The following is a 25,214-nucleotide window of genomic DNA, read 5'->3' as shown; positions in this document are numbered from 1 at the left end:
GCCATGACCCAGGGCCTGGCTGATATGCGTCGTGACTACACCCGTGATGGCTTGACCGAGGCACAAGCCCCGGCCGAGCCGTTTGCGTTGTTCCACCAATGGTTCGCCGACGCGGTGAAAACCGAACAGGTCCCGGTGGAAGCCAACGCCATGACCCTGGCCACCGTTGACCAGGACGGTCGACCGCACTGTCGCATTCTGTTGCTCAAGGGCCTGGACGAACTGGGCTTCACCTTTTTCACCAACTACGAAAGCGCCAAGGGCCAGCATCTGGCCGCGAATCCGTTCGCGGCCATGACGTTTTTCTGGCCGGCGCTCGAGCGTCAGGTGCGCATCGAAGGGCGGGTGGTGAAGGTGACGCCTGAAGAGTCCGACGCCTACTATCAGGTTCGTCCACTGGGCAGTCGCCTGGGAGCCTGGGCGTCGCCGCAGAGCCAGGTGATCGCCGATCGTAGCGAGCTCGAAGCGCTGCTCAAGGACACCGAGCAACGTTTCAGCGACACCCAGCCCCATTGCCCGGAACACTGGGGTGGTTATCGCCTGCTGCCGGAACGCATCGAATTCTGGCAGGGTCGCCCAAGCCGCCTGCACGACCGCCTCAATTACCGCCAGCAGGGCACCGACTGGATTCTTGAACGTCTGGCACCCTGAGCAGTCTACCGATCGGGATAGCCTGCCGCAGCGGCCTCCAGCCACTTCGGCAGGTCTCGACGCTTGATCTTCTGCGCCTGAGCACTCGCCAATCGTTCGAGCATGAAGGCTTTTTTCTGCTCGTCCTTGCCCGCCAGCGCTAGCGCCAGGTCGCGGTCCATCCAGCGTTTGATCCGCACGTACAGCCACCAATGGAAGTACAAACCGGCAACAGTCGTGACGACGATGATAAAGTAATCCATGGAAATCCTTGGCCAGTGGGGCGGCTTTGCGAATTTGCCGCTACTGTGTGAGTTCGTGGAAGCACCTTAACGGAGCCTGAATCAAACCAATTTTACCCGGGCGATGCCGTGACAGGCGTCAAGCAGCGGAGTTTAATGAACAACTGTTTTTTTGGAGTTGATGCTATGCGTAAGTCTGTTCTGCTGGTTGCTTCCTTTTCCACGATGGCGATGTTGCTCACTGGTTGCCAATCGAGCCTGACCGGTGACTCCTACTCCCGTGACGAGGCGCGTCGCGTGCAGACCGTTCGCATGGGCACCATCGAAGCATTGCGCCCGGTGAAAATCGAAGGCACCAAAACCCCGATCGGCGGCGCTGCAGGTGCAGTGGTCGGCGGCGTTGGCGGCAGTGCCATCGGTGGCGGCAAAGGCAGCGTCGTTGCAGCGGTTATCGGTGCCGTGGCCGGTGGCCTGCTCGGTTCAGCCGCTGAAGAAGGCCTGACCCGCACCCAGGGTGTGGAAATCACCGTGCGCGAAGACGATGGCAGCATGCGCGCCTACGTTCAGGAAGTTCAGCCGAACGAAGTGTTCCGTGTTGGCGAACGTGTGCGCATCGCAAGTGTGAATGGCACCAGCCGCGTTTCGCACTAAGCGCAAACACCGGCTAAACAAAAAACCCGATCAGGTGACTGATCGGGTTTTTTGTTTTTCAGCTCAGGTGAGTCCTGATTGATGCCGGCCGTTATGGCGGTTTATCAGGAAGCCAGCGCGCTGTTCTTGCGGCTCGCCATCGCCGTCACCACATAACCGATCAGCGCAGCCAGAATCGAACCGGTCAAGATCCCCATGCGGTCCATCCCGGCGAAATCACTCACGCCTGGCTCGAAGGCCAGCGAGCCGACAAACAGGCTCATCGTAAAACCGATGCCACAGAGAATCGCCACGCCCAGTATCTGGCCCCAATTGGCACCTTGGGGCAGGGCGGCGATACCGGTTTTCACGGCCAGCCAGGTCAGGCCGAAGACACCGACGGTCTTGCCCAGCAGCAGTCCGATGGCGATGCCCATGGGGACATGGTGAGTGAAGCTCTCGACAGTGACACCGCTCAGGGACAGGCCGGCGTTGGCAAAGGCGAACAGTGGCAGGATGCCGTAGGCGACCCACGGGTGCAGGGCATGCTCCAGGGCAAGCAGTGGCGAAGGTTCGGCATTTTTCGTGCGCAACGGAATGCAGAATGCCAGGGTCACGCCGGCCAGGGTGGCGTGGACACCGCTCTTGAGCACGCAGACCCAGAGGATCAGTCCAATGATCATGTACGGCCCGAGCTTGACCACGCCAAGCCGGTTCATCCCGATCAGCGCCGCAATACAGGTCGCGGCCAGCGCCAGAGACAGGGTCGACAGCGCGCCGGAATAGAAGATCGCAATGATGATGATCGCGCCAAGGTCGTCGATGATCGCCAGGGTCATCAGGAACAGTTTCAGCGATACCGGAACCCGTTTGCCCAGCAGCGCCAGTACGCCAAGGGCGAAGGCGATGTCGGTGGCGGTCGGGATTGCCCAGCCGTTCAGGGCGGCTGGCGTGTCGCGATTGAGGTACCAGTAGATCAGCGCCGGCACCACCATGCCACCAATGGCGGCGGCACCGGGCAGGACGATCTGCGACGGTTTGGACAACTGGCCGTCGAGGACTTCGCGCTTCACTTCCAGGCCGATCAGCAGGAAGAACAGCGCCATCAGGCCGTCGTTGATCCAGAGCAGCAAGGGCTTGGCGATTTTCAGTGCGCCGATCTGCGCCACCACGGGGGTGTCCAGCAGGCCGTTGTACAGCCACGACAGCGGCGAGTTGTTGATGATCAGAGCCAGAACGGCAGCGGCGATCAGTAACAGACCGCTGGCAGCTTCCAACTGAAAGAAACGCGTGAAAGTGCTACGCAGAGGCAAGGTCGCTCTCCATCCATGAATTCAAAAGGTGTTACACCCTAACAAGTACCGTTAGTTGTTAAAACAAAAGTTATATTCTTTTTTGTTATATACCGTTACAGAGTGATCCCTCGGCACCGACCTGAGCCTAGCAGTTGCCGGGCGTATTGGATTTCATCTGTACCTGTGCTGGATGCAGGATTTTTCCTAAGCTTGTTGGATGAGCCTTGTCAAAAGGCCGACTCCTGCCCGATACAACGAGAAAACCATCATGAGCGACAACCGACAGTGGTCCCGCGAAGCGATTCGGATCATCGAAGCCGATTTCCAGCGCAGCGCCGACACCCACTTGATCCCCTTGCCGCTGCCGGGTTTTCCAGGCATCGAGTTGTACTTCAAGGACGAGTCCAGCCACCCCACGGGCAGCCTCAAGCACCGCCTGGCCCGTTCGCTGTTCCTGTATGCGCTGTGTAACGGCTGGCTCAAGCCCGGTGCGCCGGTGATTGAGGCATCCAGCGGTTCGACGGCGATTTCCGAAGCGTACTTCGCGCGCATGCTGGGCTTGCCGTTCATTGCGGTGATGCCGGCGACCACGTCCAAGGAGAAGATTGCGCAGATCGCCTTCTACGGTGGCCAAAGCCACCTGGTGGACGATCCGACCCAGATCTACGCCGAGTCCGAGCGCCTGGCCCGTGAACACGACGGGCACTTCATCGACCAGTTCACCTACGCCGAGCGCGCCACCGACTGGCGGGCGAACAACAACATTGCCGAGTCGATCTTTCAGCAGATGCGTTTCGAGCAGCATCCCGAACCGAGTTGGCTGATTTCCAGCCCCGGTACCGGCGGCACCACGGCCACCCTGGGCCGATACGTGCGTTATCGCCAGCATGGCACCCGCGTGCTGTGTGCCGATGCCGAGCGTTCGGTGTTCTTCGATTACTACCAGACCGGCGATGCCAGCCTGCGACTGGACCACGGCTCGCGTATCGAAGGCATCGGCCGGCCGCGCGTGGAAGCGTCGTTTCTGCCCAAGGTGATCGACGCGATGGTCAAGGTACCGGATGCCTTGTCGCTGGCGGCCATGCACTACCTGGCGGAGCGTCTGGGACGGCATGTGGGCGGGTCGAGCGGGACCAACCTGATCGGCGCACTGATGGCCGCCCAGCACATGAAGGCGGCAGGGGAGACGGGGTCGATGGTGGCGATTCTGTGCGACGGCGGCGAGCGCTATGCCACGACCTATTACGATCAGGGCTGGCTCAAGGCTCAGGGGTATGAACTGAGCGGTTTGATGGCTGCGGTGGCAGCGACGGTGGAGCGGGGTGAGCCGTTGCCGGACTCGGTTTTGCGCGCCAATATCTGAGATCTTTCAGACATTGAATACCCCTGTGGGAGCGAGCTTGCTCGCGATGGCGGCATAACATTCAACGCATATGTTGACTGATTTACCGCCATCGCGAGCAAGCTCGCTCCCACAGGGTTTTGCATTATTTCCGGGATCGCGTATCAGGCTTCCAGGCCAAGGATATCCCGAGCCACCGCTTCAGCAATGCGAATCCCGTCAACACCCGCCGACAGAATCCCGCCCGCATAACCGGCCCCTTCACCGGCCGGGAACAAGCCCTTCACGTTCAGGCTCTGCAACGACTCGTTACGGGTAATGCGCAGCGGCGACGAGGTGCGGGTCTCGATCCCGGTCAGCACTGCGTCGTGCAGCGAGTAACCACGAATCTGCTTCTCGAATGCCGGCAAGGCTTCGCGAATTGCTTCGATGGCGAATGCCGGTAGTGCCAGCGCCAGATCACCCAGGGCAACGCCCGGCTTGTAGGACGGCTCGACGCTGCCCAGTTCGGTAGACGGTTTACCCGCGATAAAATCGCCGACCAGTTGCGCCGGCGCTTCGTAGTTGCTGCCGCCCAGCACGAATGCGTGGGACTCCAGGCGTTCCTGCAGCTCGATACCGGCCAGCGGGCCGCCCGGATAATCGACTTCCGGCGTGATGCCGACGACGATGCCGGAGTTGGCATTGCGCTCATTACGCGAGTACTGGCTCATGCCATTGGTGACCACGCGGTTTGGCTCGGAAGTCGCCGCCACCACGGTGCCGCCCGGGCACATGCAGAAGCTGTAGACCGAACGGCCGTTCTTGGCGTGGTGCACCAGCTTGTAGTCGGCGGCGCCCAGTTTCGGGTGGCCGGCGTACTTGCCCAGGCGCGCACGGTCGATCAGCGACTGCGGGTGCTCGATGCGGAAACCCACCGAGAACGGCTTGGCTTCCATGAACACGCCACGGCCGTGAAGCATGCGGAAGGTGTCGCGGGCGCTGTGGCCGAGGGCCAGGATCACGTGTTTCGAGTGGATCTGTTCGCCGCCATTGAGTTCGACGCCGACCAGTTGGCCGTCTTCGATCAACACGTCGGTGACGCGCTGCTGGAAGCGCACTTCACCGCCCAGGGCGCGAATCTGCTCACGCATGTTTTCCACCACGCCGGTCAGACGGAACGTACCGATGTGCGGTTTGCTGACGTAGAGGATTTCTTCCGGAGCACCGGCCTTGACGAATTCGTGCAGGACTTTACGGCCGAGGAATTTCGGGTCCTTGATCTGGCTATAGAGCTTGCCGTCGGAGAACGTCCCCGCGCCGCCTTCACCGAACTGCACGTTGGACTCCGGGTTGAGAACGCTTTTGCGCCACAGGCCCCAGGTGTCCTTGGTGCGCTGGCGTACTTCGGTGCCGCGTTCGAGGATGATCGGCTTGAAGCCCATTTGCGCCAGCAGCAGCCCGGCGAAAATCCCGCACGGGCCGAAGCCGACGACGATCGGCCGCACGCTCAGATCGGCCGGCGCCTGGCCGACTTCCTTGTAGCTGACATCCGGTGCCACGTTGACGTTACGGTCATCGGCAAACTTGTGCAGTACCGCCGCCTCATCGCGAACTTCAAGGTCGATGGTGTAGATGAAGCACAGTTCGGAGGACTTTTTGCGCGCATCGTAGCTGCGCTTGAACAAGGTGAAATCGAGCAGGTCATCGCTGGCAAGCCCTAAGCGCTGCACGATGGCAGGGCGCAGGTCTTCTTCGGGATGGTCGATCGGCAACTTGAGTTCGGTGATTCGTAACATGGCGGGATCCGGTTCGCGGGGCGCACAACTGCGCCAGGGCGTTTGAAACCCGCGATTATAAGCCTCAAAGGCGCAGGCCCGTGAGGCTTAAACGATCAGTCGTCGCGCGATCCGCCGAAATACCCGCAGCCGCGCTGTACCTGACCGTCGATGCGCAGCTCGGCGCTCATGTGCTGGATGCTGCCGGTGCTGCTGTCGACGCAACGTTGCGGTGCAACCCACAGTTCGATGTGCTGGTTGTTGGCTTCGGTGCTGAGGTTGAAACGGCCATCGCCCAGTTGCTCCTCGACGTAAGGCACGGCCAACGGCGGCTGGCCGGCCCGGTCGAGGACCATGCCTTTGCCGCTGACTTTCACGCTCCACTCCGGGGTGTGGCCGGCGGCGCGCAGGATCAGCAACTTGAAATTCGGATCGTCGCACGCGGTGCCCGAGCGCTCGACGCGGTACAACTGCTCCAGATCGAGCTGGCCGTCACCACCGCTGCCGGCCACAACCCGCCCGCGCACGTCGGCAAACAGCTTGCCCTGTTTGTCCGCCAGGTTTGCGGCCTGCTGCAGGACGCTGGTGCCGCCCGTGTCGTTGACCACGTAGCGGTTTGTCTGGTTGCACGGCTGGAACAGCAGTTTGCCGTCCGCCGCGGTCAACTGGCCTTGCATGCGTGTCTGGCCGACATGGGAGGCGTTCTGCCGCTCGCCCTCGAACAACTGGCAAGCGGCGAACAGCGGAAGCAGGGCAACGAGGACTAAGGAACGGGCAACACGCATCTTGGGGTCTCCTGACAGGTGCCGCCACGTTACTCAGCCTGACCGTTCATCACAACCGGTTATCGTCTCCACTTTGTATTGGCGCGGACGCAGGTTGCGATTTTTCATCTTCAGATGTGAAAGGTCTGACCCGTTTGCAGGCCTTCCACACTCTTGGCGTAGGCCAAGGCCACATCCGCCGCAGAAACCGGCTTGAAGCCACGGAAGTACGGCGCGTATTTGCCCATGGCTTCGACCAGGACGTTCGGGCTGATCGAGTTCACCCGCAGGCCGCGCGGTAGCTCGATGGCGGCGGCGCGGACAAAGCTGTCCAGTGCACCGTTGACCAGCGCCGCCGAGGCGCCACTGCGAATCGGGTCGTGGCTGAGCACGCCGGTGGTGAAGGTGAACGAAGCGCCGTCATTGGCGAAGTCGCGGCCGATCAGCAGCAAATTGACCTGGCCCATGAGCTTGTCTTTCAGGCCCAGGGCAAAGCTCTCTTCGGTCATCTCGTTGAGCGGTGCGAAGGTCACGTTACCGGCCGCGCACACCAGTGCATCGAATTTGCCGGTCTGCTCGAACAGCTTGCGAATCGAGGTGCTGTCACTGATGTCCACCTGAAAGTCGCCGCTGGTGCGACCGATGCGGATGATTTCGTGGCGTTGCGACAGTTCCTTGTCGACTGCCGAACCGATGGTGCCGCCTGCGCCGATCAAAAGAATTTTCATGGGGGCTGATCCTCGTATGGGTTGAACGAGGTTTCAGTTTAGGGTGGTTTTTTCTCCGGATAAGCGCACTAATAGGCAACCTTTGGTTTTCAAATGGAAACAATCCATGAGCGAGATGGATGACCTGGCGGCGTTCGCGGTGTTGATCGAGGCGGGGAGTTTTACCCTGGCGGCGCAGCAGCTTGGTTGCAGCAAAGGCCAGCTGTCCAAGCGCATCAGCCAGTTGGAAGCGCAGTTTTCCGTGGTGTTGTTGCAACGTACCACCCGCCGCTTGAGCCTGACGGCCGCCGGTGCTGCGTTGTTGCCCCAGGCCCAGGCGCTGGTGGTGCAAGTCGAGCGGGCGCGCCAGGCCCTGGCGCGCCTGAAGGACGACATGGCCGGCCCGGTGCGGATGACGGTGCCGGTGTCGCTCGGGGAAACCTTCTTCGATGGCCTGTTGCTGGAGTTCTCGGCCAGGTATCCCCAGGTGCAGATCGAGCTGGAGCTCAACAACAGCTACCGCGACCTGTCTCGCGACGGCTTCGATCTGGCGATTCGTTCCGACGTGGCCATTGACCAGCGACTGGTGGCGCGTCCACTGTTGGCGTGGCAAGAACTGACCTGTGCCAGCCCGGCTTATCTGGAGCAATACGGTGAACCGCAAACCCCCCAGGCGCTGGCCGAGCATCGCTGCCTGCTCAACAGTCATTACAGCGGCCGCGAAGAGTGGCTGTATCACCAGCAGCACGAGTTGTTGCGGGTGCGAGTGTCGGGGCCGTTCGCCAGCAACCACTACAACCTGTTGAAGAAAGCCGCACTGGTCGGCGCCGGTATTGCGCGCCTGCCATCCTACTGTTTGCCAACAGAGCTGGCGGACGGGCGCTTGCGATGGCTGCTGCGCGATTATCAGACCCGCAGCATGCCGATGTACCTGGTGCATCCGTATCAGGGCGGTTTGCCCAAGCGCACGCAGGTACTGGCGGATTATTTGATCGGGTGGTTCAAGCGCAGTGGGGAGGTGCTGGATCGGTTGTAAGTCTTCACACGCATGTCCTGTAGGAGCGAGCCTGCTCGCGATGGACGTTAACGATGACGAGGGCTGTCTGAATGAACGTGGCGCCCTCCAGTTTTTCGCGAGCAAGCTCGCTCCTACAGAAGAGGGTTTGCGTAGTCAGGGAGGTTGGCAGACATAAAAAAACGGCCCGCAAAGGCCGTTTTTTTGTTTACCGCTAAGGCTTAGCCGCCCAAGTACGCATCACGCACTTTCGGGTCGGTCAGCAGCGCTTCACCGGTGCCTGTCATCACCACCCGGCCGTTCTCCAGAACGTAGGCTCGGTCAGCGATCTTCAGCGCCTGGTTGGCGTTCTGCTCGACCAGGAACACTGTCACACCGTCCTTGCGCAGCTGTTCGATGATGTCGAAGATCTGCTGGATGATGATCGGTGCCAGGCCCAGTGATGGCTCGTCGAGCAGCAACAGCTTGGGCTTGCTCATCAGCGCACGGCCGATGGCGAGCATTTGCTGTTCGCCGCCGGACATGGTGCCGCCGCGCTGGTTGAAGCGTTCTTTCAGGCGTGGGAAAAGTCCGAGAACCTTGTCCATCTGTTCCTGATAGTCGCCCTTGGCGGTGAAGAAACCCCCCATGGACAGGTTTTCTTCAACGGTCAGTCGGGAAAACACCCGACGACCTTCCGGCACCACGGCGATGCTCTTGCGCATGATCTGCGAAGAGTCCTGGCCGACCAGTTCCTCACCCATGTAGCGGATGCTGCCGCTGTGGGCGCGCGGCGAACCGCAAAGCGTCATCAGCAGCGTGGACTTGCCGGCACCGTTGGCACCGATCAGGGTCACGATCTCGCCCTGGCGGACTTCGACGTTGACGCTGTGCAGGGCCTGGATCTTGCCATAGAAGGTGGAAACGTTTTCGAATTGCAGCATTTACGCTTCCCCCAGGTAGGCTTTGATCACTTCAGGATTGTCGCGGATCTGTTCCGGCGTACCGTTGGCCAGGGGAGTGCCCTGGTTGATCACGACAATGTGGTCGGAAATGCTCATGACCAGCTTCATGTCGTGTTCGATCAGCAGCACGGTGACGTTGTGCTCTTCACGCAGCATGCTGATCAGCGCCTTGAGGTCCTCGGTTTCCTTCGGGTTCAGGCCGGCAGCCGGTTCGTCGAGCATGAGGATCCGCGGGCGGGTCATCATGCAACGGGCGATTTCCAGACGACGTTGCTGACCGTAGGCCAGGGTGCCGGCCGGACGGTTGGCGAACTCCTTGAGATTGACCTTTTCCAGCCAGAATTCGGCGAAATCCATGGCCTCGCGCTCGCTTTTGCGGAACGACGGGGTCTTGAACAGGCCGGACAGGAAGTTGGTGTTCAGGTGACGATGCTGGGCGATCAAGAGGTTCTCGACCGCCGTCATGTCCTTGAACAACCGCACGTTCTGGAAGGTGCGCACCACGCCTTTGAGGGCAATCTTGTGGCCCGGCAGGCCTTCGATCGCTTCGCCGTCGAGCAGGATGCTGCCGCCGCTCGGCTTGTAGAAGCCGGTCAGGCAGTTGAACACGGTGGTCTTGCCGGCGCCGTTGGGGCCGATCAGCGCAACCACTTGTTTCTCTTTCACGCTCAAGGCTACGCCGTTGACCGCCAGCAAGCCGCCGAAGCGCATGCTCAGGTTTTCTACTTTAAGGATCTCGCGGCTCATTTGCGCAGCTCCATGTGAGGACGTTGCATGGGCAGCAGACCCTGAGGGCGCCAGATCATCATCAGTACCATCAAGGCACCGAACATCAACATGCGGTACTCACTGAACTCACGCATCATTTCCGGCAGCAGGATCATCACCACGGCAGCGAGGATCACGCCCAGCTGCGAGCCCATGCCACCCAGCACCACGATGGCGAGGATGATCGCCGACTCGATGAAGGTGAAGGACTCCGGCGTCACCAGACCCTGACGGGCAGCGAAGAAGCTACCGGCGAAACCGGCGAAGCTCGCACCCAGGGTGAAGGCCGACAGTTTGATGACGGTCGGGTTCAGGCCCAGGGCACGGCAGGCGATTTCGTCTTCACGCAACGCTTCCCAGGCGCGGCCCAACGGCATGCGCAGCAAACGGTTGATGACGAACAGCGCACCCAGGGCAAGCAACAGCGCAACCAGGTAGAGGAAGATCACCTTGTTGATCGAGTTGTATTCCAGGCCGAAGTACTCGTGGAAGGTTTGCAGGCCTTCCGCGGCTTTACGTTCGAAGGTCAGGCCGAAGAACGTTGGCTTCTCGATGTTGCTGATACCGTTCGGACCGCCAGTGAGGCCGGTCAGGTTACGCAGGAACAGACGAATGATTTCACCGAAGCCCAAGGTCACGATCGCCAGGTAGTCACCACGCAAACGCAGCACCGGGAAACCGAGCAGGAAGCCGAAGGTGGCCGCCATCAGGCCGGCGATCGGCAGGCAGATCCAGAAGCTCAGGCCGTAGTAGTGCGACAGCAGCGCGTAGCTGTAGGCGCCGACGGCATAGAAACCGACGTAACCGAGGTCGAGCAGACCGGCCAGGCCGACCACGATGTTCAGGCCGAGGCCGAGCATCACGTAGATCAGCACCAGCGTAGCGATATCGACCGCACCGCGAGAGCCGAAGAACGGCCAGACCAGGGCACCGGCGATCAGCGCGATGATGATCCAGCGCTGGGTGGTCGGCAGGGTCAGGAAGTTGCTGGCCTTGGCCGGGATCAGCGGCATGCTCGGCGAAGAGCGCCAGGCCGAGCTGATCTGCTGGTCGAACAGCACACGCAGGAACATCAGCACCGAGCACACCGCGATGGTGATCAGGGTGGCGTCGCTGGTGCCATGAACTTCGAGGTTGATGCCGACGATGGTCAGCTTCAGACCGAGTACCGGGTAGGCCACGGCCCACACCAGCAAAGCGCTGAACAGCGCCTGTTTAAGATTCCTAGTCATACCTTCTCAACCTCCGGACGGCCCAGCAGGCCGGTTGGCCGGAACAACAGCACCAGAACCAGCAGGCCGAACGCCACGACGTCCTTGTACTGGTCGCCGAAGATATCGGCACCAAAGGCTTCCGCCACACCCAGTACCAGCCCGCCGAGCATGGCGCCCGGAATACTGCCGATACCGCCCAGTACCGCGGCGGTGAAGGCCTTGAGGCCGACGAGGAAACCGGCGTTCGGGTTGATCACGCCGTATTGCATGCTCAGCAGCACGGCGGCGATGGCTGCCAGAGCCGCACCGATGACGAAGGTCAGGGCGATGATGTTGTTGGTGTTGATACCCAGCAGGTTGGCCATCTTGATGTCTTCGGCACAGGCACGGCAGGCGCGGCCCAGGCGAGAGCGGGAGATGAACAGGGTCAGGCCGAGCATGGCGACGAGAGTCACCACGAACACCACGATTTGCATGTAGGAAATCAGCACTTCATGTGCGCCACCTGGCCCAAAGGCAAAGTTGCCCGGAATCAGGTTGGGGATGGATTTGTCCTTGGAGTCTTGCGCCAGCAGAACGGTGTTCTGCAGGAAGATCGACATGCCGATGGCGGAGATCAGCGGGATCAGACGGTTGCTGCCGCGCAAGGGGCGGTAGGCGATCCGTTCGATGCTGTAGCCGTAGGCACTGGTTACAACGATGGTTGCGAGAAAAGCGGCGGTCATCAACAGCGGCACGCTGTCGAGTCCCAGCATGGCCAGCCCGGCGATGGCGATGAACGCCACGTAGGAGCCAATCATGTACACCTCGCCATGGGCGAAGTTGATCATTCCAATGATGCCGTAGACCATCGTATAGCCGATGGCGATCAGGGCATACGTGCTGCCAATGGTCAGGCCATTAACCAGCTGTTGGAAGAAGTGATAGATGTCAGGCATTACAGCGCTCCTAAAAACCTGATACGCATTTCACTGGTGGAGTCATTTTCCCGCCCGAGCCCCGTGGATCTGCATCCACTTCGAATTCGGGGTTTGCCAGCGAACCGCTGATGACGGTTTTGAGATTTTCAGGTGGGGAGACTGGCGGATCACGCCAGCGCGGCCCAGATACGTTCGTAAAACAAAGCCCACGGCACGCCGTGGGCTTTATTGGCAGTCAGTCTGGCAACGCCTTACTGAGGCTTGGCTTCAGTTTTTGGTTTGCCGAAGTGCCACTCGTAAACCACGAATTTGAAGTCTTTCAGGTCGCCTTTCTCGTCGAAGCTCAGGTCGCCGGTAGGCGTCTTGAAGGTGCCGGCGTGGATGGCTTCAGCCACTTTGGCGGAGTCTTCGGACTTGGCAGCCTTGATGCCGTCGGCGATCACGGTCACAGCCGAGTAGGCCGGGAACACGAACGGACCGCTTGGATCTTCTTTCTTGGCTTTGAACGCATCAGCCAGGGCAACGTTGGCCGGATCCTGGTCGAAGGATTTCGGCAGGGTCACCAGCAGGCCTTCGGAAGCGTCCTTGGCGATCTGCGAAATGGAGTCGTTACCCACGCCTTCCGGACCCATGAACTTGGCTTTCAGGCCTTTTTCCGCAGACTGACGCAGGATCAGGCCCAGCTCCGGGTGGTAGCCGCCGTAGTAGACGAAGTCGACGTTGGCTTGCTTGAGCTTGGCGATCATCGAGGAGAAGTCTTTGTCGCCGGCGTTGACGCCTTCGAACACGGCAACCTTGACGCCTTTTCCTTCCAGGGTTTTCTTCACGGCAGAGGCGATGCCTTCACCGTATTGCTGTTTGTCGTGCAGAACAGCAACGATCTTCGGTTTTACGAAGTCGGCAATGTAGTTACCGGCGGCAGGGCCCTGGGCGCTGTCCAGACCGATGGTGCGGAACACCATTTTGTAACCACGGGCGGTGATGTCCGGGCTGGTGGCAGCCGGGGTGATCATGATCACGCCTTCGTCTTCGTAGATGTCCGAAGCCGGTTGAGTGGAGCTGGAGCACAGGTGACCGACTACGAACTTGACGCCGTCGTTGACGACCTTGTTCGCGACTGCCACAGCTTGTTTCGGATCACAGGCGTCATCGTATTCAACGGCTTCGAGTTTCTTGCCGTCCACGCCGCCCTTGGCGTTGATTTGCTCGATGGCCATTTTGGCGCCACTGAACTGCATGTCGCCGTATTGGGCTACAGGGCCGGTCTTAGGGCCGGCGATGCCGATCTTGATGGTGTCAGCTGCGAACGAATGGCTGGCAACCCCGGCCAGAACCATAGCGGCAAACAGTTTGGAAATCTGCTTAGTAGCCTTAGTCATAGTGCTCCACTCTTACTGTTGTAGTTTTTATAGTCCTGGCGCCGAAAGCAGCAGAACCGGGTCGGATATCTGCGACATTCCCCGGAAAAGTCCCTCGGCAACTGTACCGGTACAGTGTAGAGCGCCGATTGTCAGCCTGGGAAGGCAGCGCCGGGGGACAAAACCTGCAAGTGTCGCTTTATTGAAAGTAAAAGACAGAATTGCGGCGGGGTGTTGAGGGGCTTATAGCCGTATTCAGTGCATTCCCTGGCTTTCCTGCGCTTTTCATTTCGGTCACTCAATTGCATCCGGGTTTTTCTGCCAGTCCACCGACGTTATCATTCGCGTCGATTTCTTTTCCGGACAGTCCCATGAATCAAGAACCTAGCACCCTCTATGCCAAGCTGCTTGGTGAAACCGCATCTATTACCTGGAAAGAGCTGGAGCCGTTCTTCGCCAAGGGTGCCCTATTGTGGGTCGATCCTGGCCTGGATCTGATCGCCGCCGCCGAGGCCGTGGCCCAGGATGAAGGGGAGAAAGTGGCTGCCTGGCTGGCCGCCGACAAGCTCGGCAAGCTCTCTGAAACGCGGGCGCTGGATCTTTTTGAACGTGATCCACAGCTGTGGGCCGTGGTTGTTTCGCCGTGGATTCTGATCCAGGAAAGGGCGCAGGCTTAAAAGGTTGCACCTGATTGGTGCGTTCATTTCTGAGGGAAAAGTGTGTAGCCGAGTAGCGTGATGGCATGTTGCCGTAGAGAAAGGCCACAGCCTCACGGTGACGTAAACGTAACGGGAACAGTTGGGAGGGCAACTGAACGTCTGCTCAATTGTTTCTGAATGTTGAATTGCGTTGATTGTGGGGCCGCCTTCGCGAGCAAGCCCGCTCCCACATTTAACCGTGTTCTTCCAGAAGGAATGCAGTCGAATGTGGGAGCGGGCTTGCTCGCGAATGGGGACGACGCTTAGTGAGCGGTCTTACCCGTATGGTTATTCAACGAAATAACCTTGGTCTTGCCGATGCGGTGACGGTAGATCTCGCGCAGGTACTTGATCGATTTCTTCACGCAATCCCGGGACAGGCGGATGTCGTTGATCGAGACGAACTTGTCCTTGTCGTTGATCAGCTCACGGTACTTCTTCTCGTACATCGGCTTGATCGCGTACCAGTTGGTATCGAGGATCTTCGCCGGGTTCTCGAATTCGTTGAGTAGTTCGTCAATCCGGTCTTCATCGAACTGTTCGTTGATGATGAAGTCCAGGATCGAGTTGTCCAGGGTCTCGTCGAAGCGGTACGGGTTTTTCGCGAAGCAGCGCTTGATGAAGGCCACGATCAGCGTCAGGAAATCGTCCGACAGGCACGGGCTCTTGGCGATCAGGGTGGTCAGCGACAGGTTGGCCGAAGCACCGATCACCAGCGCGTAGCGCTTGAGCGTGGTGTTGGGGAACAGGCTGTTGAGATGAGTCTTCAACCGGTTCAAATCCATGTAGGACAGCTTGTAGTCCTTCGGCAACGAAACGATCGACACCACCGACGAGCAATTCTTGAAGAAGTGCAGGTCATGCAGGGCCGCCGCGTCGTAACCCGAGTTCTTGTACTGCTCCAGTGACGCACGATAGCGCTTGGACTCGATCGGCAACAGGCTGATGCCCTCGATGGCCTGGGTGACCTTGTTGAAGTGCGGCAGGTCGATCGAGCGGAAGAACAGGTCGTCGATGTTCAGGCGTTGCGGCTCTTTCTCGAACACCTTGAATTTGTCGCTGCTCGGCGCCGGGGTTTCCGGCACCACGGACTCGGCGTAGGCAATCGCCACCGGACCGGCCAGGCTCATGAACAGGTCGTTGGCGTCCAGGCGGATGGTTTCGCCGATGTCGATGCCGGCGCGACGGAAATAGTTCTGGTCGTAGTCGGTGGTCACCGCCTGGGCCGTCAGAATGTTGAAGATCTGCTGCGAGATATATTGGTTGGCATGCTTTTCCATGGCATTGACATCAATGTTCTGGATATTGCCGTCATCGTTCTCTTCGGCGTAACGCATGATGTCGTTGGAGATCAGCATCATCGCGTTCCATGGGCGGATGCGGCCCATGACGCTGGCTTCGCTGCTGTCTTCGTTGGCGAAGTTGTAGGAGAAGTCCCACTCTTCCGACAGGTATTTGCACAACAGGCGACCGGCGTTGATGTGCAGCGCCTCGGACATTTCACTGCGGTGATCTGAAATGTTCGGCAGTACACAGATGCCACTGGTGAAGATCGGTTCGAAGACGAAGGAGTGGCCGCTCTTGCTGTCGTGCTCGTCCATCGGCTTGGTGTCGAACGTCTTGTTCATGTACGAGTGCTGCTGGGCCAGGCCGAACTCTGAGGCCATGCCCGAGCCGGTACCGCCGCCGGCACTGAAGATCGAGAAATACAGGCGCGACTGGTTGGCCTTGATGCCGCAGCTGTCGATCAGGTACGAGTGAATCATTTTCCAGTCGGGGCTGGAGAAGCGCTGGGTGTCCTTGTTCAGGATGATCTTGGCCAGGTACTGGCCGAGGATCGGCGCGTTACCGGCGCCACCGGCGTGGACTTCCGACAGGTCCATGATCTTCATCTTGCTGTAGTCGCGCAGAAAGCCGCTTTTTTCGCCCTTGCGCGAGAAACGGATGCGCCCGGCGATGTCCTTGTCCAGGTCGCCGAGCATCACCAGCGGCTCGACCAGAAACACCGGCTTGGTGTTTTTGTTCTGGCCCAGGCGCAGGTTGTTGCGGATCCACTGGGCCGGGCTGTAACCCTTTTCGGCAAAGCGCTTGTCCGGCGACAGGCGATCTTCGTTATTGAATTCATTGAGGTAGAACTTGCGGGCGTTGTACACCAGTTCCGCCACGTCCAGCGCAATGTTCGAGCCACAGCGGCCCAGGCCGATCAGGCATACCGACGGGAATTCCTGATCGCTGTGCTGTTCGCTGTCGCCTTCCAGGTGCGGTGCGCGCGGGAACACCATGTCGCGCAGGCCGTCGAGGTTGTCGAGGATGCGGTCGGTGTTGGTTTCGGTGAAGTACAGGTATTGCTGGGTCGCCAACGGGCGCGATTGAATCAATGGCTTAGGTGATGACGGGCTGTTGGCCGCGGGGCTCAACGTCAGATCGGTTACCGCAGTGGCCGGGTTGTTTTTAGAAGTCATAGTTCGCCATCTACCTGGGCTGATTGGTTGGCCGACTCACTGTCGTCGAACCGTCACGGAATACAATCGCGTCTTTTTTCAGCGCGTACTTGGACCATGCCTTGGTCTTTAGCCTGAGCATTGCTCGGAGTGAATCCTTTCCTGAGTCATGATGAATCGGCCAATATTCAGTGATCTTTAATCAAGAAGACGCAAAATGATGTCAACGCTACCTTCGCTAGGGTTTGCCGGGATCGGCCTGATGGGGCTGCCGATGTGCCGGCGCCTGCTGGCCGCGGGTTATCCGCTGGCGGTATGGAATCGCAATCCGGACAAGTGCAAGCCGCTGGTGGAGGCCGGCGCGCGCCAGGTCGCCAGCCCGGCCGAACTGTGCCAGCACGCTGACGTGGTGATGCTGTGCCTGGCCGATACCTCGGTCGTACGCGAGGTGGTGTTTGGTCCGGCAGGTGTTGTGGAGGGTGCCAAAAAAGGCCAGCTGCTGGTGGATTTCTCCAGCCTGGAGCCCAACGCTACGCGGGAAATGGCCGCAGAACTTGCCGCTAAAGCCGGTATGGGCTGGCTCGATACGCCGGTGTCCGGTGGCGTGGTCGGTGCCGAGGCTGGAAGCCTGGCGATCATGGTCGGCGGTGAGCTACAGGATCTGGAGCGGGTCCGGCCTGTGCTGTTGAACCTGGGGCAGCGTGTGACCCACATGGGCGGCGTCGGGGCGGGGCAGGTGACCAAGGCGTGCAATCAGATGATCGTCGCCTGCAATGCATTGGTGATTGCCGAAGTGGTGGCGCTGGCGGAGCGTTCCGGGGTTGATGCCAGCCTGATCGCCGAAGCGCTGGCCGGCGGCTTTGCCGATTCGAAACCCTTGCAGATCCTGGCTCCGCAGATGGCGGAAAACCGATTCGAACCGGTCAAGTGGCACGTACGGACGTTACTCAAGGATCTGGATACAGCGGTGAAGTTTTCCCGTGAACAAGGCTCGGCGACACCGATCAGCGGTTTGGCCGCGCAGTTGATGCGCCTGCATGGGAGTCAGGGGTTTCTTGAAAAGGACCCGTCTACATTAGTACAGATGTACCGTGAACCAGGCTCAGCGTCGTGACGGTGAAGGCGTGCTTGCGCTGGTTGATTTCGTTCAGCACCGGATGCAGTTCGGCCAGTGGCACCGGCCGACTCAGCAGGTAGCCCTGAACGAAGTCACAGCCATGGTCTTCCAGGAACTGGTATTGCTCGAAGGTTTCGACCCCTTCGGTGACCACTTGCAGGTGCAGGGTATGGGCCATGACGATAATCGCCTGGACGATTTCCATATCCTGGGTCGCCTTGGGAATGTCCTGGATGAACGAGCGGTCGATTTTCAGCGTGTTGAGCGGCAAGCGCTTGAGGTAGGCCAGGGATGAATAGCCGGTGCCGAAGTCATCGATCGACAGCGAAACGCCAAGGGCGCGTATCTGGCGCAGCAGCACCAGGGTGTCGGCGATATTGCCCATCAAGGCGTTTTCGGTGACCTCCAGTTCCAGACGGTGGGGCTCTACACCGGAGGCCCGCAATGCGTACTCGATTTCATCGGCCAGTTCTTCGCGCGCCAGGTTCAGGGGCGAGCAGTTCACGGCGATCTTCAGGTCTTCACAGCCTTGGCGCGATAACTCGCCCAGATCCTCGCAGGCCTTGCGCAGCACCCAGTTGTCCAGCTCGGCGATCAGGCCATTGGCTTCGGCGATGGCGATAAAACGATCCGGTACGAGGAAACCGTGGACCGGGTGTTGCCAGCGGATCAAGGCTTCGAGCTTGCTCACCTGACCGGTCTTGAGGTCATAGATTGGTTGGTAATAGAGCATCAGGCCGGTGTCTTCACGCAGGGCGTGGCGCAACTCTTCTTCCAGTTGCAGCTCGAGTGTGGCGCGGGTTTTCAGGTCGGCACTGAAAAAACTCAGCCCGTTGCGGCCGCTGCCCTTGGACTGATACAGCGCCAGGTCGGCGTTTTTCAACAGTTCCTCACAGGTCTTGCCGTCTTCCGGAAACAGGCTGATGCCGATGCTGGTGGTCATGACCATGCGCCTGCCGGCCAACTCGATGGGCTCCTTCATTTTCAGCATGATGCGTTGGGCCATCTGCCGCGCTTCGTCACGATCACGCAGGTCGATGAGCAGGCAGAACTCGTCGCCGCCGAAGCGAGCGACCACATCCTCATGACTGCGAACAGAGCTCTTGATGTGCCCGGCAAGCACTTTGAGCAGTTCGTCACCGGCATCGTGGCCAAGGCTGTCGTTGATCCGCTTGAAATGGTCGATGTCCAGGAACATGACCGCCAGCATCCCGCCTTTGTTGCTTTTCTCGATGAGTTTTTCAGCGAAGACCTGGTTGAACCCGCGGCGGTTGATCAGGTTGGTCAGCGCATCGTAGTGCGCCAGTTGTTGCAGCGACATGCGCGCCTGGTCAAGTTGGCTTAGCAGGGAGTTGACCCGTTGCAGGTCGTGGTCCTTGTGTTGCAGCTTCTTGTCCGCCAGTGCCGCGCTGATGCTGCTGCCGATGATCAGCAGGGTGATGACCGTCACGGTCAGCGCCAGTTGCAGATGGCTGTGTTCGCCGGTTTGCGCTGGCAGGCTGTCGCTGGGCATCACCATGTTGAAGGCGGCCATGGCAGTGAGGTGCATACCGAGGATGCCCGCCCCGAGCACCAGGCTGGCGCAGAATTTGAAAAGCTGATGCAGCATGCCGGCGCCGTCGCGCAGATACCATGCCAGCAACAAGGCGGCCAGCGCGGCACCGATCGCGATCGCGATGGAAAGGGCGAACAGGCCCGGATGGTAATAGACCGAGGCATTGGAGTGCATGGCCGTCATGCCCACGTAATGCATGGTCGCGATACCCAGGCCGATCCCGACCGATGACGTGAGGCACTGTCGAAAACTCAGCTCAGGAAGGCTGAGGGTACGCATCGCCAGCCATGCGGCGAACAGCGCGATGGTTAGCGAGAACACCGTGACAGGCAGTTGGTAGTGAAGATCGATAGGCGCCTGGAATGCCAGCATCCCGACAAAATGCATGGCCCAGATGCCGCCGGCCAGGCATCCGCTGCCCACCCAGCGCCAGAGCGTTTGGGACGCGGATTTTTCAGCGTGAGCAACCCGTTCGGCCATGTCCAGTGTCGCGAAACCGCCGACACAGGCGACCAGATAAGCCAGCAGCACCAGAAACGGGTCATGTGTGCAATTAAGTATGACCTGCCCAGTCTCTGGTAGCTCGGTAATGAAATGCAAACCAAGCCACTCCATAGCATGCCCCATCGTTAAGCTTCAGGTCGGCGCAAGGAGCGTCGGCGAATGTCGTGGAGTATAGAGGGCGTGGATGGAGCGCAAGCGGTAGTGGCACATTGATGCCAATTTTTTTGATATTAGCCTAATAGCGATTAGTGCTATGACTCAGGCGATTTGCTTCTGAGGCGTCTCGAACGCGGGTTGCAGGGCCGGCAAGCCGAAAGCGGCACGGGCCGCGTCGCAATCGGGATTTGCCAGGCCGTCGACCCACGAAGCGTCGAACTCCCGACAGGTGCTGGAGCGTTTTTCGTAAATGGAGCACTGCACCGTACTGCCCACGTCTCCGACCAGGCTGGTGCAGCGCACGGGTTTGCAGCCGGTTCCGAGCATCGCGACCCGACTGGGGCTGATCTGCTCGACAAGCTCATCGGGTACCGTCCCCCCGGACGAGGCGCATTCACCCCAGAAAAATGACACGCGAAAATGAGAACAGCAGGCACCGCAATTCAGACACGGACTGGCTTCGGACATGGGCGATTATCTAAGGAGGAGTGGAGACACAGGGGGGAAACAAGGCCGCTATTCTAGGCTTCGCCAACGGCTTGGGAAGGGGGGCTGAAAGGTATTTTTCATCGGTCGGACGGACTGCGAAATACCCGTCCCGCGAAAGCTCCTACAGGTTGCGTCCCATGGGTTGGTATCAGCCTGGCGAATAATGAAAGACAGGCGCGGCCGGCCTGTCTAGATTGCAAAGACCGGGGGCAGTGACGCCCCAAAAACAATAAAAGAGACGGACCCATGCAGAACTCGACCCAAGCGGCCAATGCCTGGCGCATTCTGTTCCTGTTGTTCCTGGCCAATCTGTTCAATTTTTTCGACCGCACCATCCCGGCCATCATCATCGAGCCCATTCGCATGGAATGGCACCTCAGTGATTTCCAGTTGGGGATCATCGGGACGGCATTCACCATCGTCTACGCCATTGCCGGCTTGCCGCTGGGGCGCATGGCCGATACCGGATCGCGCAGCAAGCTGATGGGTTGGGGGCTGGCGGTATGGAGCGGGTTGACCGCCGTCAACGGCATGGTGGGCAGTTTCTGGAGCTTCCTGATCGTGCGCATGGGCATCGGCATCGGCGAGGCCAGTTACGCGCCAGCCGCCAACTCGCTGATCGGCGACTTGTTTCCGGCGCACCGTCGGGCGCGGGCCATGGGGATCTTCATGCTGGGGCTGCCCTTGGGGCTGTTGCTGGCGTTCTTCACCATTGGCGCGATGGTCAAGGCCTTCGATAGCTGGCGCGCACCGTTCTTTATCGCGGCGGTGCCCGGGCTGATCCTGGCGATCTTCATGTTTTTCATCAAGGAACCGAAGCGCGGCGCTGCCGAGAGCGTTCAGGTTTCGCAGGAAAAAATTGATCGGCCGATCCGTCGGGTATTGGCAGTGCCAACCTTCCTGTGGCTGGTGATGGCCGGCCTGTGTTTCAACTTCGCCACCTATGCTTGTAACTCGTTTCTGGTGCCGATGCTGCAACGCTACTTCCTCATGCCGTTGCAGGATGCCGCAGTGGCGACCGGGGTTATTGTCGGTGTGACCGGGCTGGTCGGCCTGACCCTCGGTGGCTGGATCGCGGACAAGATTCACCAGCGCATCGCCAACGGGCGGCTCCTGTTTGCCGCCTTCAGCCTGGTGATTTCGACGGCCTGCACCGCGTGGGCGCTGCATTCCGGGCGAATCGAGATCGGTGTGTTTGTCGCGGTATTCAGTATGGGCTGGCTGTTCGCCTACAACTTTTACACCTGCGTGTACACGGCGATTCAGGATGTGGTCGAGCCGCGGTTGCGGGCAACGGCGATGGCGCTGTTCTTTGCCGGGCTGTACCTGTTGGGCGGTGGCCTGGGGCCGGTGGTGGTCGGGGCCTTGTCGGATCACTTCGCCCACACGGCGATGCTTGCGGCGGGCGCGGAGCAAATGACTGAGGCGTTTAAAGCGGTCGGCCTGCATGACGCGATGTACCTGATACCGGTGGCGCTGTTGCTCACCGTGGTGTTTCTGTTCCTGGCTTCGCGGTGTTTTGTGAGGGACGCCAAGCGGATGAAGGACGGGTTGGTAGCGGTGGTTGAGCCTGAAGGTTCTGTGGCGACTGCTTGACCGCTATCGCGAGCAGGCTCGCTCCCACAGGTATCTCATAGGCACTGAAGATCCAATGTGGGAGCGAGCCCGCTCGCGATGAGGTCATCAGCAGCACTACTGAATTTGAAGTAAACAAAAAAGGCCCGCATCGCTGCGGGCCTTCTTTTCATAGCGGTGGAGGAGGGTTGTTAACCCGCCACCAGCACCCGAATCGCTTCCAGTCGCAGCGCAGCCTTGTCGAGCATGGCCAGGCCTTGCTCGCGTTGTTTGCGCAGGGCCACCAGTTCGCTGTCGCGCACGGTCGGGTTGACCGCTTGCAATGCGGTCAGGCGCGCCAGTTCTTCGTCGGTATCGGCGGCCAGGCGACGCTGCGCCTCGGCGACACGTTCAGTGTGGCGCGGCAGGATCTTCGCTTCACCGGCGTTGATCCGAGGCGTCAGTTGGTCACGCTGGGCCTGGATGAACTTGTTGGCGCTGGCACGTGGCACGCTTTCAAGCTGATCGTTCAAGGTTTCGAACGACACGCGGGCCGACAGGTCGTTGCCATTGGTGTCGAGCAGGCAGCGCAGGGCGGCCGGTGGCAGGTAGCGGCCCAGTTGCAGCGAGCGCGGGGCAACCACTTCGCTGACATAGAGCAGTTCCAGCAACACGGTGCCAGGTTTCAGCGCCTTGTTCTTGATCAGCGCCACGGCGGTGTTGCCCATGGAGCCGGACAGCACCAGGTCCATGCCGCCCTGAACCATCGGGTGCTCCCAGGTGATGAACTGCATGTCTTCGCGAGACAGCGCCTGGTTACGGTCGTAGGTAATGGTCACGCCTTCGTCGTCGCCCAGCGGGAAGCTGGCGTCGAGCATTTTTTCGCTCGGCTTGAGGATCAGCGCGTTTTCCGAATGGTCTTCGCTGTCGATGCCGAAGGCGTCGAACAGGGTTTCCATGTAGATCGGCAGGGCGAACTGATCGTCTTGTTCGAGGATGTCTTCAACCAGCGCATCACCTTCGCCAGCGCCACCGGAGTTGAGCTCCAGCAAACGGTCGCGGCCGGTGTGCAGCTCGGCTTCCAGACGTTCACGCTCGGTGCGGGCTTCGTCGATCAGCGCTTGCCACTCGCCATCGTCGGCTTCTTCGAGCAGCGGCAGCAGGCGCGGGCCGAACTGGTGCTGCAAGGCGTTGCCGGTCGGGCAGGTGTTGAGGAACGCATTCAGCGCTTCGTGGTACCACTGGAACAGGCGCTCTTGCGGGCTGGTTTCCAGGTACGGCACGTGCAGTTCGATGATGTGCTTCTGGCCGATCCGGTCCAGTCGACCGATACGTTGTTCCAGCAGGTCCGGGTGGGACGGCAGATCGAACAGCACCAGGTGATGGGAGAACTGGAAGTTGCGACCTTCACTGCCGATTTCCGAGCAGATCAGCACCTGCGCTCCAAATTCTTCGTCGGCGAAATAGGCGGCGGCGCGGTCACGCTCGAGGATGTTCATGCCCTCGTGGAACACCGTGGCCGGGATGCCGGAACGCACGCGCAGGGCGTCTTCCAGGTCCATGGCGGTTTCGGCGTGGGCGCAGATCACCAGCACTTTGGTGCGCTTGAGCATCTTCAGTTGATCGATCAGCCATTCGACGCGCGGGTCGAATTTCCACCAGCGTTCTTCTTCGCTGGCGTCCGGTTGGGCCTGGAAGCTGACTTCCGGGTACAGCTCGGCGTGATCGCCCAATGGCAGTTCGAGGTATTCGTCCGGGCACGGCAGCGGGTACGGGTGCAGCTTGCGCTCCGGGAAACCCTGCACGGCAGCGCGGGTGTTGCGGAACAGCACGCGGCCGGTGCCGTGGCGGTCGAGCAATTCACGCACCAGACGCGCGCTGGCTTCAGTGTCGCCATCGTTGACGGCGGCCAGCAGGGCTTCGCCTTCGTTGCCGAGGAAGCCGTGGATGGTCTTGTGGGCTTGCGGCGACAGGCGTCCCTTGTCCAGCAACTCCTGAACGGCTTCAGCCACCGGGCGATAGTTTTCGCTCTCGGCGCGGAAGGCTTGCAGGTCGTGGAAACGGTTCGGGTCGAGCAGACGCAGACGAGCGAAGTGGCTGTCCTGGCCCAGTTGTTCTGGGGTGGCAGTCAACAGCAGCACGCCGGGAATGGTCTCGGCGAGTTGCTCGACCAGGGAATACTCAGGGCTGACCTGATCTTCGTGCCACACCAGGTGGTGAGCCTCGTCGACCACCAGCAAGTCCCAGCCCGCCGCGAACAGCGCGTCCTGGGCTTTCTCGTCGTCCACCAACCACTCAAGCGCGACCAGTGCGAGCTGGGTGTCTTCGAAGGGGTTGCTGGCATCGCTTTCGATGAAGCGTTCTTCGTCGAACAGCGCGACCTGCAGGTTAAAGCGGCGGCGCATCTCGACCAGCCACTGGTGCTGCAGGTTTTCCGGAACCAGGATCAGCACGCGGTTGGCGCGGCCCGAGAGCAATTGGCGATGGATCACCAGGCCGGCTTCGATGGTTTTGCCCAGGCCCACTTCGTCGGCCAGCAGAACCCGTGGCGCGATACGGTCGGCGACTTCGCGGGCAATGTGCAACTGGTGCGCGATCGGTTGCGCACGCACGCCACCCAGACCCCAAAGGGAGGACTGCAACTGGCGACTGGTGTGTTCCAGTGTGTGGTAACGCAGGGAGAACCAGGCCAGCGGGTCGATCTGGCCGGCGAACAGACGGTCGCTGGCCAGGCGGAACTGGATGAAGTTCGACAGTTGGGTTTCCGGCAGGGTGACCACTTCGTTCTGCCCGTTGAGGCCGTGGTAAACCAGCAGGCCATCGACGTCGTCGACTTCGCGAACGGTCAGCTTCCAGCCTTCGAAGTGAGTGATGGAGTCACCGGGCGAAAACCGCACACGGGTGAGGGGCGCATTCCTTAGCGCGTACTGGCGAGTGTCGCCAGTGGCCGGATAGAGCACGGTCAACAAGCGGCCGTCCTGTGCCAGAACGGTGCCTAAACCCAGCTCGGCTTCGCTGTCACTGATCCAGCGTTGCCCCGGTTGATACTGCTGCGCCATGCTGCCTGACTCCCACCTGAAAAAGCGGGCTATCTTAACGGAATGAGGGCTTCAG

At 60.2% G+C, this 25,214-nt stretch carries 21 protein-coding genes; 7 read left to right on the top strand and 14 right to left on the bottom strand.

What is annotated here, in order from left to right; all coding sequences use genetic code 11:
- Nucleotides 1-3 precede the first annotated feature (3 nt).
- Complete coding sequence (gene pdxH / locus ABIE16_RS04880; RefSeq protein WP_429520646.1) at nt 4-651, top strand: pyridoxamine 5'-phosphate oxidase; 648 nt, start codon at nt 4-6, stop codon at nt 649-651.
- 5 nt (nt 652-656) lie between these two features.
- Here the strand turns inward: pdxH and ABIE16_RS04875 are convergent, their stop codons facing one another.
- A complete protein-coding gene (locus tag ABIE16_RS04875; protein WP_046041257.1) occupies nt 657-893 on the bottom strand; it encodes a hypothetical protein in 237 nt (78 codons plus the stop codon).
- 165 nt (nt 894-1,058) lie between these two features.
- Here ABIE16_RS04875 and ABIE16_RS04870 point away from each other — a divergent pair, with 165 nt between their 5' ends.
- Complete coding sequence (locus ABIE16_RS04870) at nt 1,059-1,523, top strand: glycine zipper 2TM domain-containing protein (protein ID WP_057716111.1); 465 nt, start codon at nt 1,059-1,061, stop codon at nt 1,521-1,523.
- Between the two features lie 104 nt (nt 1,524-1,627).
- Here the strand turns inward: ABIE16_RS04870 and nhaA are convergent, their stop codons facing one another.
- On the bottom strand, nt 1,628-2,815 hold the full coding sequence (gene nhaA / locus ABIE16_RS04865) for a Na+/H+ antiporter NhaA (protein WP_057716110.1): 1,188 nt from the start codon (nt 2,813-2,815) through the stop codon (nt 1,628-1,630).
- A 247-nt stretch (nt 2,816-3,062) separates the two neighbouring features.
- On the opposite strand from nhaA, the gene ABIE16_RS04860 reads away from it, so the two are divergent.
- A complete protein-coding gene (locus tag ABIE16_RS04860) occupies nt 3,063-4,160 on the top strand; it encodes a PLP-dependent cysteine synthase family protein (RefSeq protein ID WP_173677912.1) in 1,098 nt (365 codons plus the stop codon).
- A 143-nt stretch (nt 4,161-4,303) separates the two neighbouring features.
- On the opposite strand, the gene ABIE16_RS04855 is transcribed toward ABIE16_RS04860, so the two are convergent.
- The 3 genes from ABIE16_RS04855 to ABIE16_RS04845 form a co-directional block, all read right to left on the bottom strand.
- Entirely contained in the window at nt 4,304-5,917 is a 1,614-nt protein-coding gene (locus ABIE16_RS04855) for an NAD(P)/FAD-dependent oxidoreductase (protein ID WP_090453539.1), read from the bottom strand.
- A gap of 95 nt (nt 5,918-6,012) precedes the next feature.
- On the bottom strand, nt 6,013-6,681 hold the full coding sequence (locus tag ABIE16_RS04850) for a COG3650 family protein (RefSeq protein ID WP_102669884.1): 669 nt from the start codon (nt 6,679-6,681) through the stop codon (nt 6,013-6,015).
- 110 nt (nt 6,682-6,791) lie between these two features.
- Entirely contained in the window at nt 6,792-7,388 is a 597-nt protein-coding gene (locus tag ABIE16_RS04845; RefSeq protein WP_429520645.1) for a short chain dehydrogenase, read from the bottom strand.
- A gap of 106 nt (nt 7,389-7,494) precedes the next feature.
- Between ABIE16_RS04845 and ABIE16_RS04840 the strand changes: the two genes are divergently transcribed.
- Nucleotides 7,495-8,403: a LysR family transcriptional regulator gene (locus tag ABIE16_RS04840; protein WP_218495061.1), complete on the top strand. Its 909-nt coding sequence runs from the start codon at nt 7,495-7,497 to the stop codon at nt 8,401-8,403.
- 200 nt (nt 8,404-8,603) lie between these two features.
- On the opposite strand, the gene ABIE16_RS04835 is transcribed toward ABIE16_RS04840, so the two are convergent.
- From ABIE16_RS04835 to ABIE16_RS04815, 5 genes are all read right to left on the bottom strand, one after another.
- Nucleotides 8,604-9,305, bottom strand: coding sequence for an ABC transporter ATP-binding protein (locus ABIE16_RS04835; protein ID WP_057716104.1), 702 nt, complete (start codon nt 9,303-9,305; stop codon nt 8,604-8,606).
- Nucleotides 9,306-10,073: a high-affinity branched-chain amino acid ABC transporter ATP-binding protein LivG gene (gene livG / locus ABIE16_RS04830; protein WP_057716103.1), complete on the bottom strand. Its 768-nt coding sequence runs from the start codon at nt 10,071-10,073 to the stop codon at nt 9,306-9,308. It abuts the gene before it with no gap.
- Nucleotides 10,070-11,326 (bottom strand): high-affinity branched-chain amino acid ABC transporter permease LivM, encoded by a 1,257-nt coding sequence (locus ABIE16_RS04825; protein ID WP_057716102.1) that lies wholly within the window; start codon nt 11,324-11,326, stop codon nt 10,070-10,072. Before ABIE16_RS04825 ends, livG begins: the two co-directional genes overlap by 4 nt.
- Complete coding sequence (gene livH, locus ABIE16_RS04820) at nt 11,323-12,246, bottom strand: high-affinity branched-chain amino acid ABC transporter permease LivH (RefSeq protein ID WP_007947264.1); 924 nt, start codon at nt 12,244-12,246, stop codon at nt 11,323-11,325. The genes ABIE16_RS04825 and livH overlap by 4 nt, the downstream gene beginning before the upstream one ends.
- A gap of 233 nt (nt 12,247-12,479) precedes the next feature.
- Nucleotides 12,480-13,607 (bottom strand): branched-chain amino acid ABC transporter substrate-binding protein, encoded by a 1,128-nt coding sequence (locus ABIE16_RS04815; RefSeq protein WP_046816661.1) that lies wholly within the window; start codon nt 13,605-13,607, stop codon nt 12,480-12,482.
- A gap of 350 nt (nt 13,608-13,957) precedes the next feature.
- Here ABIE16_RS04815 and ABIE16_RS04810 point away from each other — a divergent pair, with 350 nt between their 5' ends.
- The gene (locus ABIE16_RS04810; protein WP_008052913.1) at nt 13,958-14,263 is read left to right on the top strand and encodes a DUF2288 domain-containing protein; all 306 of its coding nucleotides are present in this window, start codon (nt 13,958-13,960) and stop codon (nt 14,261-14,263) included.
- A gap of 284 nt (nt 14,264-14,547) precedes the next feature.
- Here the strand turns inward: ABIE16_RS04810 and ABIE16_RS04805 are convergent, their stop codons facing one another.
- Nucleotides 14,548-16,746: a hypothetical protein gene (locus tag ABIE16_RS04805; protein ID WP_154861793.1), complete on the bottom strand. Its 2,199-nt coding sequence runs from the start codon at nt 16,744-16,746 to the stop codon at nt 14,548-14,550.
- Nucleotides 16,747-16,942: 196 nt separating this feature from the next.
- Here ABIE16_RS04805 and ABIE16_RS04800 point away from each other — a divergent pair, with 196 nt between their 5' ends.
- Nucleotides 16,943-17,839: an NAD(P)-dependent oxidoreductase gene (locus ABIE16_RS04800; RefSeq protein WP_429520644.1), complete on the top strand. Its 897-nt coding sequence runs from the start codon at nt 16,943-16,945 to the stop codon at nt 17,837-17,839.
- On the opposite strand, the gene ABIE16_RS04795 is transcribed toward ABIE16_RS04800, so the two are convergent.
- Both ABIE16_RS04795 and ABIE16_RS04790 read right to left on the bottom strand, forming a co-directional pair.
- Complete coding sequence (locus tag ABIE16_RS04795) at nt 17,796-20,012, bottom strand: putative bifunctional diguanylate cyclase/phosphodiesterase (protein ID WP_429520643.1); 2,217 nt, start codon at nt 20,010-20,012, stop codon at nt 17,796-17,798. The two genes, ABIE16_RS04800 and ABIE16_RS04795, sit on opposite strands and share 44 nt — an antisense overlap.
- Nucleotides 20,013-20,159: 147 nt before the next feature.
- The gene (locus tag ABIE16_RS04790) at nt 20,160-20,525 is read right to left on the bottom strand and encodes a YkgJ family cysteine cluster protein (protein ID WP_046043993.1); all 366 of its coding nucleotides are present in this window, start codon (nt 20,523-20,525) and stop codon (nt 20,160-20,162) included.
- A gap of 267 nt (nt 20,526-20,792) precedes the next feature.
- On the opposite strand from ABIE16_RS04790, the gene ABIE16_RS04785 reads away from it, so the two are divergent.
- Complete coding sequence (locus ABIE16_RS04785; RefSeq protein ID WP_429520642.1) at nt 20,793-22,142, top strand: spinster family MFS transporter; 1,350 nt, start codon at nt 20,793-20,795, stop codon at nt 22,140-22,142.
- 170 nt (nt 22,143-22,312) lie between these two features.
- Here ABIE16_RS04785 and rapA read toward each other — a convergent pair whose 3' ends face one another.
- Nucleotides 22,313-25,159, bottom strand: coding sequence for an RNA polymerase-associated protein RapA (gene rapA, locus ABIE16_RS04780; protein ID WP_057716096.1), 2,847 nt, complete (start codon nt 25,157-25,159; stop codon nt 22,313-22,315).
- Between the last annotated feature and the right edge of the window lie 55 nt (nt 25,160-25,214).

The sequence above is a fragment of the Pseudomonas sp. 2725 genome (genome assembly GCF_050434585.1).
GTDB classification, from domain to species: Bacteria; Pseudomonadota; Gammaproteobacteria; order Pseudomonadales; family Pseudomonadaceae; genus Aquipseudomonas; species Aquipseudomonas jessenii.
This window is presented reverse-complemented; position numbering and strand designations above follow the sequence as displayed.